Origin of the sequence: Streptomyces sp. A0592 (genome assembly GCF_004795115.1) — a bacterium.
Taxonomy (GTDB): domain Bacteria; phylum Actinomycetota; class Actinomycetes; order Streptomycetales; family Streptomycetaceae; genus Streptomyces; species Streptomyces erythrochromogenes.
Map to the genome: position 1 here is coordinate 120,298 of NZ_SSBM01000004.1, position 14,977 is coordinate 135,274.

Consider the following 14,977-nt stretch of genomic DNA (forward strand, 5'->3'; position numbering starts at 1 on the left):
ATCCGGTGGCCGACGCGCTTGCATACAGTGGCAGGTCTGACGGAAATCTCTACATCGCGATCGAAGGGACCACATGCCCATGGGTCACACGGCCACAGCCCAGGCCGGCTCCGGCGGCCTGACAGCGACCGAGCACCGGCTGGCCAACGGCCTGCGCGTGGTGCTGTCCGAGGACCACCTGACCCCGGTCGCCGCGGTCTGCCTCTGGTACGACGTCGGCTCGCGCCACGAAGTCAAGGGGCGCACCGGCCTGGCTCACCTCTTCGAGCACCTGATGTTCCAGGGTTCGGCGAGCGTATCCGGCAACGGGCACTTCGAGCTGGTCCAGGGCGCCGGCGGCTCCCTCAACGGCACCACCAGCTTCGAGCGCACCAACTACTTCGAGACGATGCCGACCCACCAGCTGGAGCTCGCGCTCTGGCTGGAGGCGGACCGGATGGGGTCGCTGCTGGCCGCCCTGGACGACGAGTCGATGGAGAACCAGCGCGACGTCGTCAAGAACGAGCGCCGCCAGCGCTACGACAACGTCCCGTACGGCACCGCCTTCGAGCGGCTGACCGCCCTGGCGTACCCCGAGGGCCACCCGTACCACCACACCCCGATCGGCTCCATGGCCGACCTGGACGCCGCGTCCCTGGAGGACGCCCGCGCCTTCTTCCGTACGTACTACGCGCCCAACAACGCGGTGCTGTCGGTCGTCGGCGACATCGACCCGGAGAAGACGCTCGCCTGGATCGAGAAGTACTTCGGCACCATCCCCGCCCACGACGGCAAGCAGCCGCCCCGTGACGGCTCGCTGCCCGACATCATGGGCGAGCAGCTGCGCGAGGAGATCGTCGAGGAGGTCCCGGCCCGCGCGCTGATGGCCGCCTACCGGCTGCCGCACGACGGCACCCGCGAGTGCGACGCCGCCGACGTGGCCCTGACCATCCTGGGCGGCGGCGAGTCCTCGCGGCTGCACAACCGGCTGGTACGCCGCGACCAGACGGCCGTCGCCGCCGGCTTCGGCCTGCTGCGCCTGGCCGGGGCGCCGTCGCTGGGCTGGCTGGACGTCAAGACCTCCAGCGGGGTCGAGATCCCCGCCATCGAGGCGGCCGTCGACGAGGAGCTCGCGCGGTTCGCCGCCGAGGGCCCGACCGCCGAGGAGATGGAGCGCGCGCAGGCGCAGCTGGAGCGCGAGTGGCTGGACCGGCTGAGCACGGTGGCCGGCCGCGCCGACGAACTGTGCCGGTACGCGGTGCTGTTCGGCGACCCGCAGCTGGCCCTCACCGCCGTCCGGCGCGTCCTCGACATCACTGCCGAGGAGGTGCAGGCCGCGGCCGCGGCCCGACTGCGCCCGGACAACCGCGCGGTGCTCGTCTACGAGCCGCTCGCGGCGGACGGCGCCGAAGGCGAAGAGGGCGAAGAGAACGCCGACAGCGACGAGAACGAGGGGGCGGAGCAGTGAGCGACACCGCAGCCGTCACGATGACCTTCCACCCGCGCCCGCAGGCCGGCGAGCCGCAGCCGTGGGCCTTCCCGGCCCCCGAGCGCGGGACGCTGCCCAACGGGCTGACCCTGCTGCGCTGCCACCGCCCGGGCCAGCAGGTCGTCGCGGTCGAGATCAACCTCACCGCGCCCCTCGACGCCGAGCCCGAGGGCCTGGACGGCGTGGCGACCATCATGGCGCGCGCCCTGTCGGAGGGCACCGACAAGCACACCGCCGAGGAGTTCGCGGCCGAGCTGGAGCGCTGCGGAGCCACCCTCGACGCGCACGCCGACCACCCCGGCCTGCGGGTCTCCCTGGAGGTCCCGGCCTCCCGGCTGGCCAAGGCGCTGGGCCTGCTCGCCGAGGCGCTGCGCGCCCCCGCGTTCGCCGACGCCGAGGTCGACCGGCTGGTGCGCAACCGGCTCGACGAGATCCCGCACGAGCTGGCCAACCCGCAGCGCCGCGCCGCCAAGCAGCTCTCCAAGGAGCTCTTCCCGGCGTCCCTGCGCATGTCCCGGCCGCGCCAGGGCACCGAGGAGACGGTCGCGCGGATCGACTCCGCCGCCGTACGCGCCTTCTACGAGGCCCACGTACGCCCCGCCACCGCCACCGCGGTGGTCGTCGGCGACCTGACCGGCATCGACCTGGACGCCGTGCTGGCGGACACCCTGGGCGCCTGGACCGGCGACACGGCCGAGGCCCGCCCCGTCCCGCCGGTGACCGCCGACGACACCGGCCGCGTGGTCATCGTCGACCGGCCCGGCGCGGTCCAGACGCAGCTGCTGATCGGCCGGATCGGGGCGGACCGCCACGACCGGGTGTGGGCGGCCCAGGTGCTCGGCACGTACTGCCTGGGCGGCACCCTCACCTCCCGCCTGGACAAGGTGCTGCGCGAGGAGAAGGGGTACACCTACGGGGTGCGCGCCTTCGGCCAGGTGCTGCGCTCCACCGCGGACGGCAAGGGCGCCTCGATGCTCGCCATCAGCGGCTCGGTGGACACCCCCAACACCGGACCGGCGCTGGAGGACCTCTGGAAGGTGCTGCGCACCCTCGCGGAGGGCGGCCTGACCGACGCCGAACGCGATGTGGCCGTGCAGAACCTGGTGGGCGTGGCTCCGCTGAAGTTCGAGACGGCCGCCTCGGTCGCCGGCACCCTGGCCGACCAGGTCGAGCAGGAGCTGCCGGACGACTACCAGGCACAGCTGTACGCGCAGTTGGCCGAAACCGGCACCGTGGAGGCCACCACGGCGGCCGTGAAGGCGTTCCCGGCGGACCGGCTGGTCACGATCCTGGTGGGCGACGCCGCACTGATCGAGGAGCCCGTGCGGGCCCTCGGGATCGGTGAGGTCACCGTCGTCACCAACTGACGCAGGGCGCAAGGGGCTCCGGCGGTTTTCCGCCGGAGCCCCTTTTTGTCCGTTTAGTGGTGAGGTTGCTTGTATGCGGTGTGGCGTACGCAACAAAAAGGCGCGTCTGTTTGGCGATTGACTGATGATCCGCCTAGCGTCGGGCGTGCTGTCCGTCAGTTGTGCCCGCCGCACCCGCGGCACCGGGCAGCGATCGCCGAGTCCCCGTCAGGCGCGAGCCTGGGGAGCCGGGGACCCACATCAGTCCCTGGGGTGAATCGGACCCCCTCGCAAGAGGAGGCCCGTAGGAGACCTTCCTGCTCCGAACCCGTCAGCTAACCCGGTAGGCGAGAAGGAAGGAAAGGATCAAACCCTTCATGGCGTTTGGCAGTCGTCCCGCTGGTACCGGCAAGCACCGTGGTTCCAGCCGCCTGAGCAAGAAGACCGCCGGCTACGCCGGTATCGCCGCGATCGCCACCACGGGCGTGGTCGGCTCCCTCGCCGCCCCGGCCTTCGCCGCGGACAACCACAGCAGCTCCGCCCCGGAGAACGGGCTGGGTGCCGTCGTCGTCGCCGAGGACCTGGCGGGCGACATCGAGGACCAGGCCGAGGCCCAGCAGCGCGCCGCCGAGCACGCCGCCGCCAAGGCGCAGGCCGAGGCCGACGCCAAGCAGAAGGCCGCCGAGTCCAAGCGCCTCGCCGAGGCCAAGGCGAAGGCCGAGCGCGAGGCCGCCGAGCGCGCCGCCCGCGAGGAGGAGCGCAAGCGCCTCAACACCTTCGTCTCCCCGCTGGACGACTCCTACGTCAGCACGCAGTACAAGGCGGGCGGCGGCATGTGGTCCTCCGGCAGCCACACCGGCATCGACTTCCACGCCGCCTCCGGCACCTCGGTCCACGCAGTGGGCTTCGGTACCGTCGTCGAGGCCGGCTGGGGCGGCGCGTACGGCAACAACGTCGTCATCAAGCACAACGACGGCACGTTCACGCAGTACGGCCACATGTCGTCGCTGAACGTCTCCGTCGGCCAGCAGGTCACCCCGGGCCAGCAGATCGGCCTGTCGGGCTCCACCGGCAACTCCAGCGGCCCGCACCTGCACTTCGAGGCCCGCAGCGGCTCGCAGTACGGCTCGGACATCGACCCGATCGCGTACCTGCGCTCGCACGGCGTCAGCCTCTGACCCCTCCGCGCCGCCCACCGGGCACAGCGCCAGCGCACCGCTTCACGAAGACCCCGCCTCCCGAGCCGGGGTCTTCGTGTTTTTGCGTTCGGACGCAATGTTTCGGATTTCCGTCCGCTCTCGAAATTATGCTGTGCTGCAATAGAGTCGATGCGTGCGCGTGAGTGCGCATGGGGGCTGGTGGTCGGAAATAGGCGGAGGTTCGGTCTTGCGTATTCCTGCGCACGCGGTATGCACGGCAATTCGCGACGACATCGTCTCCGGGGTGTTCGAACCGGGTGGCCGGCTGACCGAGGAGGTACTGGCCCGCCGGTACGGGGTCTCGCGCGTCCCGGTCCGCGAGGCCCTGCGGACGCTGGAGTCCGAGGGTTTCGTGACCACGCGGCGGCATGCCGGGGCCTGTGTGGCCGAGCCGACCGCGCAGGAGGCGGCGGATCTGCTGGAGCTGCGGATGCTGCTGGAGCCGCTCGCGGCCGCCAGGGCCGCCCGGCGCCGTACCGACGCGCACCTCAAGGTGCTGCGCGGGCTGGTCAGGCTGGGTCAGGAGCGGGCCAGGCGGGGCCAGGGCGAGGATCTGCGGGCGCTGGGGGGCTGGTTCCACGAGACGCTCGCACAGGCCTCCGGCAGCCCCGGACTGATCGCGCTGCTCACCCAGATGCGGCACAAGGTGGCGTGGATGTTCGTGGTGGAGGCGCCGGTCCGGCCCGCGGAGTCCTGGGCGGAACACGGTGCGATCGTGGACGCGGTGGCCCGCGGTGACGCCGAGCGGGCGCGGACGCTGGCCGCGGTCCACGCCGACCGCGCGGCGGCCGCGCACCGGCTGCGGCAGCGGTCGGCGGTGAGCAGTTCGCAACCTGCCGTAAACATGCCGAGCGGCCGGCATTAACAGGAGCCGTATACAAAGGGTGGAATAGCGCGAATTCGATGCGCGGGGCGATGCCCTGCGCCGAATTCCTGCGGGCGGGCGGAACGTCGTGCCGCGGAATGCTGCGCGGTGGAATGCTGCCCGGAGCGGCGGCGCCGGTCGGCTTTTCCGTGGGGCCGCATTTCCCCGGTTCCGGAAACGGCGAAGCCGCGGCCCCTTGCGGGGGTCGCGGCCTCGCCGTTCGCGTTGCGCGGGATGAACCCGAAGGGTCAGACGGTCTCGGGGAGCTCTTCGAGACCCTCGGCGACCAGCTTCGCGAGGCGGTCCAGTGCGGCCTCCGCACCCTCGGCCTCGGAGGCGAGGACGATCTCCTCGCCACCCTGGGCGCCCAGGCCCAGTACCGCCAGCATGGAGGCGGCGTTGACGGGGTCGCCGCCGGACTTCGCGATGGTCACCGGGACGCCGGAAGCGGTCGTCGCACGGACGAAGATCGAGGCGGGACGAGCGTGCAGGCCCTCGGCCCAACCGACGTTGACGCGGCGCTCTGCCATGGTGATGCCCTTCAGGTTCTTACGGTTGTCTAGACCAGTCTCTCACGGCACCCTGAATGCTCCGACCGACCTTCGGCCCGAATTTCGCCGCTCCTCGACCTTCCCCAGCTTGCACCGGTTTGTCCGCCTTGCCTACCACGCCGCGCGAGCGCCGCCCGGCCCGGTCCGGCCGTAAGGTATGCGCATGACCATAGAGTCGGACCCGTCCTACCCGGCCCACTGGGAAGCGGACGTCGTTCTCCGCGACGGCGGCACCGCCCGGATCAGGCCCATCACCACCGAGGACGCCGGCCGGCTCGTCAGCTTCTACGAGCAGGTCTCGGACGAGTCGAAGTACTACCGCTTCTTCGCGCCCTACCCCCGCCTCTCCGACCGCGACGTGCACCGCTTCACGCACCACGACTACGTGGACCGGGTGGGCCTCGCCGCGACCATCGGCGAGGAGTTCATCGGCACCGTCCGCTACGACCGCATCGGTCCCGACGGCCGGCCCGCCTCCGCTCCCGCCGACGAGGCCGAGGTCGCCTTCCTCGTCCAGGACGCCCACCAGGGCCGCGGGGTCGCCTCCGCGCTCCTCGAACACATCGGCGCGGTGGCGCGCGAGCGCGGCATCCGCCGGTTCGCCGCCGAGGTGCTGCCCGCCAACACCAAGATGATCAAGGTGTTCACGGATGTCGGCTACGAGCAGAAGCGCAGCTTCGAGGACGGCTCCGTCCACCTCACCCTCGACCTCGAACCCACCGCGGAGTCCCTCGCCGTGCAGCGCGCCCGGGAACAGCGCGCCGAGGCCCGCTCCGTGCAGCGCCTGCTGGCCCCCGGCTCCGTGGCCGTCGTCGGGGTCAGCCGCTCCGGCGCCGGCGTGGGCGCCGCCGCCCTGCGCAACCTGCGCGACAGCGGCTTCCACGGCCACCTCTACGCCGTCAACGAGGCCGTCACGCGCGACCTCCTCGACGGGGTGCGGGCCTACCGCTCCGTCGAGGCCGTCGGCGCCCCCGTCGACCTCGCGGTGATCGCGGTCCCGGCCGACCGGGTGCCCGACGCGGTGGCCGCCTGCGGCGAGCACGGCGTGCAGGGCCTCGTCGTCCTCTCCGCCGGATACGGGGACAGCGGCCCGGCCGGACTCGCCCGCCAGCGCGAGCTGCTGAGGCAGGTGCGCTCGTACGGGATGCGCCTCATCGGACCCAACGCCTACGGGGTGATCAACACCGCCCCGGAGGTGGAGCTCAACGCCTCGCTGACCCCCGCGCCGATGCCGACGCGCGGCCGGACCGGCCTGTTCACGCAGTCCGGGGCGATCGGCATCGCCCTGCTCTCGGCGCTGCTGCGGCGCGGCGAGGGCCTGTCGTCCTTCGTCTCGGCGGGCAACCGGGCCGACGTCTCCGGCAACGACATCCTCCAGTACTGGTACGAGGACGAGGCCACCGACGTCGCCCTGCTCTACCTCGAAACCCTGGGCAACCCGCGGAAGTTCACCCGCCTCGCCCGCCGGACCGCCGCCGTCAAGCCCGTCGTCGTCGCCAAGGGCGGCCGCCACACCCCCGCCGGGCACGTCGTCCCCGGCACCCGGCTGTCGGAGGACACCGTCTCGGCCCTCCTGCGGCAGGCCGGCGTCATCCGGGTCGACACGGTCACGGAGCTGGTGGACGTCGGCCTGCTGCTGGCCTCCCAGCCGCTGCCCGCCGGACCCCGGATCGCGATCCTCGGCAACTCCGAGTCCCTCGGGGTCCTCACCTACGACGCCTGCCTGACGCAGGGCCTGCGGCCGCTGCCGCCCCTGGACCTGACCACCGCGGCGTCCCCGGCGGACTTCCGCACCGCGCTGGCCGCCGCCCTCGCCTCCGACGACTGCGACGCGGTGGTCGTGACCGCCATCCCGTGGGTCAGCGAGCACGCCCTCGCCGACGACCTCGCCGACGCGCTCCGCGAGGCCGTCGCCGAGGCCCCCGGCAAGCCGGTGGCGGTCGTGCACGTGGAACTCGCCGAGCTGGTGCAGGCCCTGTCCGCGACCCGCGGACCCGCCGCCGCGGCGCCGGACCGGCCCGCCGCGGACAGCAGCCCCTGGACCCCGGCCGCCCTCGCGGCCACCACCGCCACCGCCGACCCGGACCGGATCCCCAGCTACCCCGCCGCCGAGCGCGCCGTGAAGGCCGTCGCCGAGGCCGTGCGCTACGGGCAGTGGCGGCGGGCCCTCGCGGACGCCGGGCAGGTCCCCGAGTACGAGGACATCGACGAGGCCGGCGCCGCGGCCCAGCTCGCCGGGCTGCTCGCGGACGTCGACGGCGGGGCCGTGCTGAAGCTGAGCGACTGGGACGCCCGCGAGCTGCTCGCGCGCTACGGGATCCGGGTCCTGCCGACGCTCCCCGCACCCAGCGCCGACGCCGCCGTCCGGGCCGCCGTGGTCCTGGGCTACCCGGTCGCCCTCAAGACCACCGCCCCGCACCTGCGCCACCGCGCGGACCTGGGCGGCGTACGGCTCGACCTCACGAACGAGGCCGAGCTGAGGCGCTCGTACGAGGAGCTGACCGACGCGCTGGGCAAGCCGGCGGAGCTCCAGCCCGTGGTCCAGGCCATGGTGCCGCGGGGCGTCGACACCGTCGTCCGGTCCGTGATCGACCCGGCCGCCGGCGCCGTCCTCTCCTTCGGGCTCGCCGGGGTCGCCTCCGAGCTGCTCGGCGACACCGCCCACCGGCTGGTCCCGGCGACCGACCGGGACGCCGCCGGACTGATCCGGTCCATCCGGGCGGCGCCCCTCCTCTTCGGCTGGCGCGGCAGCGACCCGGTCGACACCCCCGCCCTGGAGGAGGTGCTCCTGCGGCTGTCCCGGCTGGTGGACGACCATCCCGAGGTGATCGGCGTCTCCCTGGAACCGGTCGTCGTCGCCGCCGAGGGGATCTCCGTGCTCAGCGCCACGGTCCGGGTCGCCCATCCGCCCGCCCGCGGCGATCTCGGGCCGCGGACCCTCCCCAGTTACTGAGCGGGTACGGCGCGGTAGGACGGCAGCCGAGGGGCCTTACCATTGACCCCATGGCGAAATCCGGTACGACGACCCAGGGGCTGCGCACGGCGATCGAGCGCAGCGGCTACTACCCGGCCCTCGTGGCCGAGGCGGTGGAGGCCGCGGTGGGCGGCGAGCCGATCTCGTCGTACCTGGTCCACCAGGAGACGACCTTCGACTCCAACGAGGTGCGCCGCCACGTCACCGTGCTGGTCCTGACCGGCAACCGCTTCATCGTCAGCCACACCGACGAGCAGGCCGCCGACGCCGGGTCCCCGTCCCCGTACGCGACCACCTCCACCGAGTCGGTCAAGCTCTCCAGCATCTCCTCCGTCGTGCTCAGCCGCGTCGTCGCCAACCCGGAGTCCTACACCCCCGGCACCCTGCCCCGCGAGGTCGTCCTGACCATCGGCTGGGGCGCGGTCTCGCGGATCGACCTGGAGCCGGCCGCCTGCGGCGACCCCAACTGCGACTCCGACCACGGCTACACCGGCAACTCCACCGCCGACGACCTCAGCCTGCGGGTCAGCGAGGCCGGCGACGGGCCGGAGGCGGTGCGCCAGACCCTCGTCTTCGCGCAGGCGCTGAGCGAGGCGACCGCGGCCACGTCCTCCCCCTCCGCCCGCTGATGGTGTACTCCGCACCGCAGGACTGGACCGAGCCGGAGCTGCTGGACCTGGCCGGCGCCCCCGTCCCGGAGTACGGCGCCGGGTCGCTCGCCGACCTGCTGCCGACGCTCGTGGCCGGGCAGGGCGTGCCCGGCTACAGCGCCGCCATCGCCGAGCTGACCCCGGCCGACCGCAACTGCGTGTTCCTCGTCGACGGCATGGGCTGGGAGCAGATCAAGGCCCACCCGGACGAGGCCCCGTACCTCGCCTCCCTCCTCGGCAGCTCCCGCGGCGGCACCGGACGCCCGATCACCGCGGGCTTCCCCGCGACCACCGCCACCTCGCTGGCCTCCGTCGGCACCGGGCTGCCGCCGGCCCGCCACGGGCTGCCCGGCTACGCCGTGCGCAACCCGGCCACCGGCGAGCTGATGAACCAGCTCCGCTGGCACCCGTGGGCCCCGCCGAAGCCGTGGCAGCCGTACCCGACGGTGTTCCAGGAGGCCGACAAGGCCGGCGTGGCCACCGCGCAGGTGTCCTCGCCCGCCTTCCAGACCACCCCGCTCACCAAGGTCGCCCTCAGCGGCGGCACCTTCCTGGGCCGGATGACCGGCGAGGAGCGGATGGACGTGGCCGCCGAGCGCCTCGCAGCCGGTGACCGCTCGCTCGTCTACACCTACTACAGCGAGCTCGACGGGGCCGGCCACCGCCATGGCGTGGACTCCGACGCCTGGCGCGGCCAGCTGATGTACGTGGACCGGCTCGTCCAGCGGCTCGCCGAGCAGCTCCCGCCGCGCACCGCCCTGTACGTGACCGCCGACCACGGCATGGTCGACGTCCCCTTCGACGAGGACGCGCGGATCGACTTCGACGAGGACTGGGAGCTGGGCGCCGGCGTCGCCCTGCTGGGCGGAGAGGGCCGGGCCCGGCACGTGTACGCGGTGCCGGGGGCGCAGGCCGACGTGCTGACGGTCTGGCGCGAGGTGCTCGGCGACCGCTTCTGGGTGGCGAGCCGGGAAGAGGCCCTGGAGCTGGGCTGGTTCGGCCCGCCGGGGGAGTGCGACGAGCGCGTGCTCGGCCGTATCGGCGACGTGGTCGCGGCGGCCCAGGCCGATGTCGCGATCACCGCGTCGCGCAACGAGCCGAACGAGTCGGCGCTCGCCGGAATGCACGGCTCCATGACCGCGGCGGAACAGCTCGTCCCGCTGCTCGAAATCCGCACCTGACCCCCCCGGCCGTCCCCGTACCCGCCCACGATCCCGAAAGGCCCCTACTTCCCATGCCCGAGCTGGTGTTCTTCTCCGGAACGATGGACTGCGGAAAGAGCACTCTGGCGCTCCAGATCACGCACAACCGCTCGGCCCGCGGTCTGCAGGGCGTGATCTTCACCCGCCAGGACCGCGCCGGCGAGGGCAAGCTGTCCTCCCGCCTGGGCCTGGTCACGGAAGCCGTCGAGGTCACCGACGCCATGGACCTCTACGCCTACCTCGTGGGCGAGCTCTCGCAGGGCGGCCGGGCGGACTACGTCATCGCCGACGAGGCCCAGTTCCTCGCCCCGGAGCAGATCGACCAGCTGGCCAGGATCGTCGACGACCTCGAGATGGACGTCTTCGCCTTCGGCATCACCACGGACTTCCGCACGAAGCTCTTCCCGGGCTCGCAGCGCCTGATCGAGCTCGCCGACCGGATAGAGCAGCTCCAGGTCGAGGCCCTGTGCTGGTGCGGCGCCCGGGCCACGCACAACGCCCGTACGGTCGGCGGCGTGATGGTCGTCGAGGGCGAGCAGGTCGTCGTCGGCGACGTGAACCGCCCGTCGGAGGAGATCGGCTACGAGGTCCTCTGCCGCCGCCACCACCGCCGCCGCATGACCTCCGCCGCGGCCCACGCGGCCGCCCTCTCCCCGGACGTCCTCCCGGTCAACCGCCCCTGACGCGGACGGCACCGGGGCTGCGACCGGTCCGCCCCCTAGTGGATGCGGGCGGAGGCCAGGAGGGACAGGACGGACGTGCCCTCGTGGACGCGCAGGGTGGCGGTGCCGGTGGCGGCGAGCACGTCTTCCAGACGGGGGCGGTAGAGCGGGTGCAGCCGTTCGGATGCTGGTACACCGCCACCAGGCCGTTCACCTCGACGAGGACTCCGGTCTCCTCGTAGGTCTCGCGCACGGCGGCTTCGTGGAAGGACTCCTGGGGGTCGACCAGACCAGCCCTCCGGGGAGTTCCCGCCGTTCGGGGGAGCGCCGACGGGTGATGAGGACGGACCACACCTGGACCCCGCCGGTCTCACCCGGCAACGGGGTGCTCCCGAAGGAGGTCGGGCCCTGGCTCGGAGCAGGGGCGTGCCCGACCGTCGCCACCGTGGAAGCCGACGGCCGACCGCAGCTGTCCGTCGTGTGGGCGCACTGCACCGAGGAAGACCTCCTGTTCGCGACGGTCAGAGGCCGTAGGACGCCGACATCGTGCGCAACCCCCACGTCACGGTGCTCGTTTCCCCACCCGACGACCAGGACCACTACGTGGAGATCCGCGGCACGGCACGGATCGACGGCGACGGCCGGGAACTGATCGATTTCCAGCACCTGCGGCACCGCGGCACCGAGCCGCACCCCTGGGACGGTCCGGACGACGAGCGTGTGCTCGTCCGTGTGGTGCCCGCTCGCATCCTCGTCTTCCACGGCTGACCGCCGCCGGTCACCCCGGGCGGTGGCGGGCGCCGATGCCCTGGGGGTCGGGGGTGCGGGCCAGGGCGCGGCGGGCGGGGTCGGTGTACTCGCGCTCGACCGACTCCCGCAGCAGGGCCAGTTCCGTGCGGACGGCCGGCAGGGTGCCGGGCGGCAGGGCGGTGAGCAGGCCCTCCAGCAGGGAGCGGAGCCGCCGGCAGATCTGGACGGACGAGGTGCCGTACTCGCGGATCTCGGTCACGGCCAGCTGGAGGTAGTCCTCCCAGTCCCGGCCCTGGACCACCAGCCGCGGCGTGCCGTGGCGGTCGCCCAGCACGTAGCGATCGCGCAGGCCGGCCCGGCCGACCGTGTGGAGGAACGCCTCGATCTGGTTGAGCACTTGGACCGCGGTGGTCGGGTCGTTCACGGCGGGGGAGAGCGCCCGGACGGCGATGTCGACGAGGACCCGCAGCGCGAACGCGGGGTCCTGTTCGATGGTCCGCTCCGAGCCGAAGGCGATCAGCCCGGTCACCTGCCGCGGCTCGGGGGCCGGCGTCCCGCCGTGGACCTCGACGACGACGGCGCCCGGCGGCACGTAGTCCCCGACCAGGCGGGTGACCACGAGGACGCAGTTGTGGCGTTCCGCCAGCGCCGTGAGCCGTCCCGGGTGGAACGCCTGGATCACACCACCGTGTTCGGCCCGGACGCAGGCGACCGGGCCGCCGTCGGCCGGAGCCCCCGGGGCGCCGGCCGACGGCGCGGCGCCGAGGACCGCGGCCTCCCCGCGGACCAGGACCGTCTTGCCCAACCGCCCGACCAGTTCGGCGATGGCGACGGGCCGGAGGTTGTGGGTGAACCGGTTGAGGTACACGAGCAGCAGCAACAGGCTGACGGACACGGCCGCCCCGGCCAGGGTGACCCCGAGGTCGGGCACGGAGTCCGACTCGATGGTGCGCAGCAGGGCGAAGGAGAAGGAGAAGGTCCCGGTGAAGGTGGCCAGCACCGCCTTCTGCAGCCGGTCCCGGTACCACAGGCGCATGTAGCGAGGGGACAGCGTGCCCGTCGCCTGCTGGACGACGAGCACGCCGATGGTCACGACGAATCCGAGCAGGGCGATCATCGCGCCGACGATGGCGGTGAGCACGCCACTGGCCGTCGAGGCGGAGTACCGCCAGCCGGCCGGCAGCCCCGTGCCGTCCACGGAGACGGCCCATTCCGCCAGCAGTACGCCGAGGACCAGACCGAGCAGCGGCACGATCCAGAGGCTGGCCTTCGTGTACTGCAGCACCCGGAACCGGGAGGCCCAGGACATCAGGGGCCGTAGTGGGATTCCGGTTGCCCGACGGGCCCTTTCGTGCGTCTGTGCGGCAACGGCACGGGTGACCTCCGACCTTCCGTTCGCGGTGCGGGGCGGCCTTCAGCCCCACGTTAAGGCTGCCCGCCGTGCTCCGCACGCCGTCGCCGTCCTGGACGCGGCCCTCAACCGGGCCCGGGTCGGGTCCCGGTGGGCGGTACGGGACCCAGCAGTACGAGGAGGTCGTCCTCGGCCGGGGCAACGGCCCCGGCCCCGCCCTCGGTGACCGGAACGAGCGTGCCGTCGGCCCGCACCACGAACAGCGTCTCGAAGTCCGCCGGGACCGGCCCGGAGGCAGGCTGCACCAGGTACCGGGCGCCCTGCCGGTAGCGTTCTGCCAGCACGTGCCGGACCAGCTGGGTGCCGAAGAGGATGTCGCCGCCCGTGTAGGGGGCGACGACGCCGTGGCTCTCGTGGGGAGGCCCGACCCGGTACACGGGGCCCTCGACGTTGCCCTGCACCATGATCGAGGCCAGGGCGTTGAAGTCGTCGTCGTCCGTGAGCAGGAAGACGGCGGTGACGCCCTCCAGACGGGCGCGCGGGTTGGTGGCCGTGGCCAGCAGCTCGCCCTGCGCCAGTTCGATTCCGGCATCCTTGATCCGCTCCCGCTCGTCCTCGTCCCCGGCCCACATGAGGACGTCGAGTCCGGCCGACCGCAGCGCCTTGCCCATGTCGACGACCCAGCCGTCTCCGCCCACCAGCAGGGGACGGGTGCGGGAAGGGCGGACGACCCCCAGTCTTCGAGCCATGGGGGCGGCGGTCAGCGCGTAGAGCAGGACTGTTCCCACGATCACCAGGAAGGTGACCGGGAGGATCTTCGAGGCCCCGGGCAAGCCCTTGTCGGACAGGGTGGCGGAGAAGGCGGAGGCCGTGGAGGCTGCGACGATGCCGCGCGGCGCCATCCAGGCGAGGAAGCCTCGTTCCCCGCGGCCCAGTCCCGACTTCCGGGTGGACGCGAAGGCGATCAGGGGCCGCAGGACCAGCACGAGGAACACGATGAGGATGAGGGAGGGAAGGAGCACCGGCGTCAGGGATGCCGGGGTGACGGTCGACGAGATCGAGACGAAGAGCAGCCCGATGATCAGCTGGACCAGGGTCTCGAAGAAGGGACGGCGGGCGGGCATGTCGAAACCGGGGATGTTGGTGACCGCCAGCCCCGTGACGATCGCGGCGATCAGCCCGGTGTCGTCGCGGACGATGTCGCAGCCCGCCGACACCGTGATCACGACGGCCAGCTGGGCGAGCGTGCCGAGCGTCTCGCCGAGCCGCAGGACCCGCAGCGTCACCCACAGCAGGGCGACGCCCACGGCTCCGCCGACCAGGCCCACGCCCATGCTGATCAGGAACTGGCCGATCTGGTATCCCCGGCCGATGTCGATCCGGTGGGAGGAGGAGACGGCGTGGAAGACGAGCGCGCCGAGGATGCCGCCGATCGGGTCGATCAGCGTCCCTTCCCAGATCAGGATGCGCCGCACCCTGTCCGTCGGCCGCACGTACTCGAGCAGCGGCCCCACCACCGTCGGGCCGGACACCACGAGGATCGTGCCCAGCATCGCGCCGGTGGCGAGCGACATGCCGAACAGTGCGGGTGCGATGAAACCGACGGCGAGGAACGTGCCGAGCACGCCCACCACCAGCAGCTTTCCCACGATGCCCCGGGTGCGGCCGGTGAGCTGGCGCAGGTTGAGCCCGAGCCCGGCGTCGTAGAGGATCACCGCCACCGAGAGGGAGACCAGGGCGTCGAACTCCGCCCCGATCAGGTTGTCCGGGTGGATGATGTCGGTCAGCGCCCCCGCGACGAAACCGGCCGGAAGCAGCAGAATCAGCGCCGGCACGCGCAGCCTGTTGGCCAGGATCTGGGAGAACGCGGCCAGCGCCACCGTCAGGGCGATGCCGAGGAGGATCTGGTCCTCGGTCACCGCCGTCTTCCCCTCTGGGCGTCCGGCCCCGGCGGGCGGC

At 72.7% G+C, this 14,977-nt stretch carries 13 protein-coding genes and 1 riboswitch; of the genes, 9 read left to right on the top strand and 4 right to left on the bottom strand.

Annotated elements, in window-relative coordinates; genetic code table 11:
• Window positions 1-73: 73 nt before the first annotated feature.
• From E6U81_RS08100 to E6U81_RS08115, 4 genes are all read left to right on the top strand, one after another.
• Entirely contained in the window at window positions 74-1,447 is a 1,374-nt protein-coding gene (locus tag E6U81_RS08100) for a pitrilysin family protein (protein ID WP_206309877.1), read from the top strand.
• 20 nt (window positions 1,448-1,467) lie between these two features.
• Window positions 1,468-2,835: a pitrilysin family protein gene (locus E6U81_RS08105; RefSeq protein ID WP_136229603.1), complete on the top strand. Its 1,368-nt coding sequence runs from the start codon at window positions 1,468-1,470 to the stop codon at window positions 2,833-2,835.
• A 184-nt stretch (window positions 2,836-3,019) separates the two neighbouring features.
• A riboswitch (cyclic di-AMP (ydaO/yuaA leader) is annotated at window positions 3,020-3,179 on the top strand.
• A gap of 12 nt (window positions 3,180-3,191) precedes the next feature.
• Window positions 3,192-3,992, top strand: a complete 801-nt coding sequence (locus tag E6U81_RS08110) for a M23 family metallopeptidase (protein WP_136229412.1) — start codon at window positions 3,192-3,194, stop codon at window positions 3,990-3,992.
• Window positions 3,993-4,200: 208 nt separating this feature from the next.
• Entirely contained in the window at window positions 4,201-4,878 is a 678-nt protein-coding gene (locus tag E6U81_RS08115) for a GntR family transcriptional regulator (RefSeq protein ID WP_136229413.1), read from the top strand.
• Between the two features lie 248 nt (window positions 4,879-5,126).
• Here the strand turns inward: E6U81_RS08115 and E6U81_RS08120 are convergent, their stop codons facing one another.
• Window positions 5,127-5,408 carry an HPr family phosphocarrier protein gene (locus E6U81_RS08120; protein WP_030026990.1) on the bottom strand — a complete coding sequence of 94 codons (282 nt, stop codon included), beginning with the start codon at window positions 5,406-5,408 and terminating at the stop codon, window positions 5,127-5,129.
• A 184-nt stretch (window positions 5,409-5,592) separates the two neighbouring features.
• Between E6U81_RS08120 and E6U81_RS08125 the strand changes: the two genes are divergently transcribed.
• The 4 genes from E6U81_RS08125 to E6U81_RS08140 are packed head-to-tail and all read left to right on the top strand — an operon-like array spanning window position 5,593 to window position 10,938.
• Entirely contained in the window at window positions 5,593-8,382 is a 2,790-nt protein-coding gene (locus tag E6U81_RS08125) for a bifunctional GNAT family N-acetyltransferase/acetate--CoA ligase family protein (RefSeq protein WP_136229414.1), read from the top strand.
• Window positions 8,383-8,432: 50 nt separating this feature from the next.
• Window positions 8,433-9,032 carry a DUF5998 family protein gene (locus E6U81_RS08130; RefSeq protein ID WP_069924106.1) on the top strand — a complete coding sequence of 200 codons (600 nt, stop codon included), beginning with the start codon at window positions 8,433-8,435 and terminating at the stop codon, window positions 9,030-9,032.
• Window positions 9,032-10,234, top strand: a complete 1,203-nt coding sequence (locus tag E6U81_RS08135) for a nucleotide pyrophosphatase/phosphodiesterase family protein (RefSeq protein ID WP_136229415.1) — start codon at window positions 9,032-9,034, stop codon at window positions 10,232-10,234. The genes E6U81_RS08130 and E6U81_RS08135 overlap by 1 nt, the downstream gene beginning before the upstream one ends.
• Window positions 10,235-10,287: 53 nt before the next feature.
• Window positions 10,288-10,938: a thymidine kinase gene (locus E6U81_RS08140; protein WP_136229416.1), complete on the top strand. Its 651-nt coding sequence runs from the start codon at window positions 10,288-10,290 to the stop codon at window positions 10,936-10,938.
• On the opposite strand, the gene E6U81_RS08145 is transcribed toward E6U81_RS08140, so the two are convergent.
• Window positions 10,925-11,269: an NUDIX hydrolase gene (locus E6U81_RS08145; RefSeq protein WP_240803712.1), complete on the bottom strand. Its 345-nt coding sequence runs from the start codon at window positions 11,267-11,269 to the stop codon at window positions 10,925-10,927. The genes E6U81_RS08140 and E6U81_RS08145 overlap by 14 nt on opposite strands.
• 194 nt (window positions 11,270-11,463) lie before the next feature.
• On the opposite strand from E6U81_RS08145, the gene E6U81_RS08150 reads away from it, so the two are divergent.
• Window positions 11,464-11,685, top strand: a complete 222-nt coding sequence (locus tag E6U81_RS08150) for a hypothetical protein (protein WP_136229417.1) — start codon at window positions 11,464-11,466, stop codon at window positions 11,683-11,685.
• Between the two features lie 10 nt (window positions 11,686-11,695).
• Here the strand turns inward: E6U81_RS08150 and E6U81_RS08155 are convergent, their stop codons facing one another.
• Complete coding sequence (locus E6U81_RS08155; RefSeq protein ID WP_136229418.1) at window positions 11,696-12,976, bottom strand: DUF2254 domain-containing protein; 1,281 nt, start codon at window positions 12,974-12,976, stop codon at window positions 11,696-11,698.
• A 167-nt stretch (window positions 12,977-13,143) separates the two neighbouring features.
• The gene (locus tag E6U81_RS08160; RefSeq protein ID WP_136229419.1) at window positions 13,144-14,937 is read right to left on the bottom strand and encodes a cation:proton antiporter; all 1,794 of its coding nucleotides are present in this window, start codon (window positions 14,935-14,937) and stop codon (window positions 13,144-13,146) included.
• Window positions 14,938-14,977 lie beyond the last annotated feature (40 nt).

Excerpts from the sequence above, each read along its gene's own strand:
- E6U81_RS08135 (WP_136229415.1), top strand. The coding sequence starts at position 9,032 with ATGGTGTACTCCGCACCGCAGGACTGGACCGAGCCGGAGCTGCTGGAC.
- E6U81_RS08140 (WP_136229416.1), top strand. The coding sequence starts at position 10,288 with ATGCCCGAGCTGGTGTTCTTCTCCGGAACGATGGACTGCGGAAAGAGC.
- E6U81_RS08100 (WP_206309877.1), top strand. The coding sequence starts at position 74 with ATGCCCATGGGTCACACGGCCACAGCCCAGGCCGGCTCCGGCGGCCTG.
- E6U81_RS08155 (WP_136229418.1), bottom strand. The coding sequence starts at position 12,976 with ATGTCCTGGGCCTCCCGGTTCCGGGTGCTGCAGTACACGAAGGCCAGC.
- E6U81_RS08130 (WP_069924106.1), top strand. The coding sequence starts at position 8,433 with ATGGCGAAATCCGGTACGACGACCCAGGGGCTGCGCACGGCGATCGAG.
- E6U81_RS08110 (WP_136229412.1), top strand. The coding sequence starts at position 3,192 with ATGGCGTTTGGCAGTCGTCCCGCTGGTACCGGCAAGCACCGTGGTTCC.
- E6U81_RS08105 (WP_136229603.1), top strand. The coding sequence starts at position 1,468 with ATGACCTTCCACCCGCGCCCGCAGGCCGGCGAGCCGCAGCCGTGGGCC.
- E6U81_RS08125 (WP_136229414.1), top strand. The coding sequence starts at position 5,593 with ATGACCATAGAGTCGGACCCGTCCTACCCGGCCCACTGGGAAGCGGAC.
- E6U81_RS08120 (WP_030026990.1), bottom strand. The coding sequence starts at position 5,408 with ATGGCAGAGCGCCGCGTCAACGTCGGTTGGGCCGAGGGCCTGCACGCT.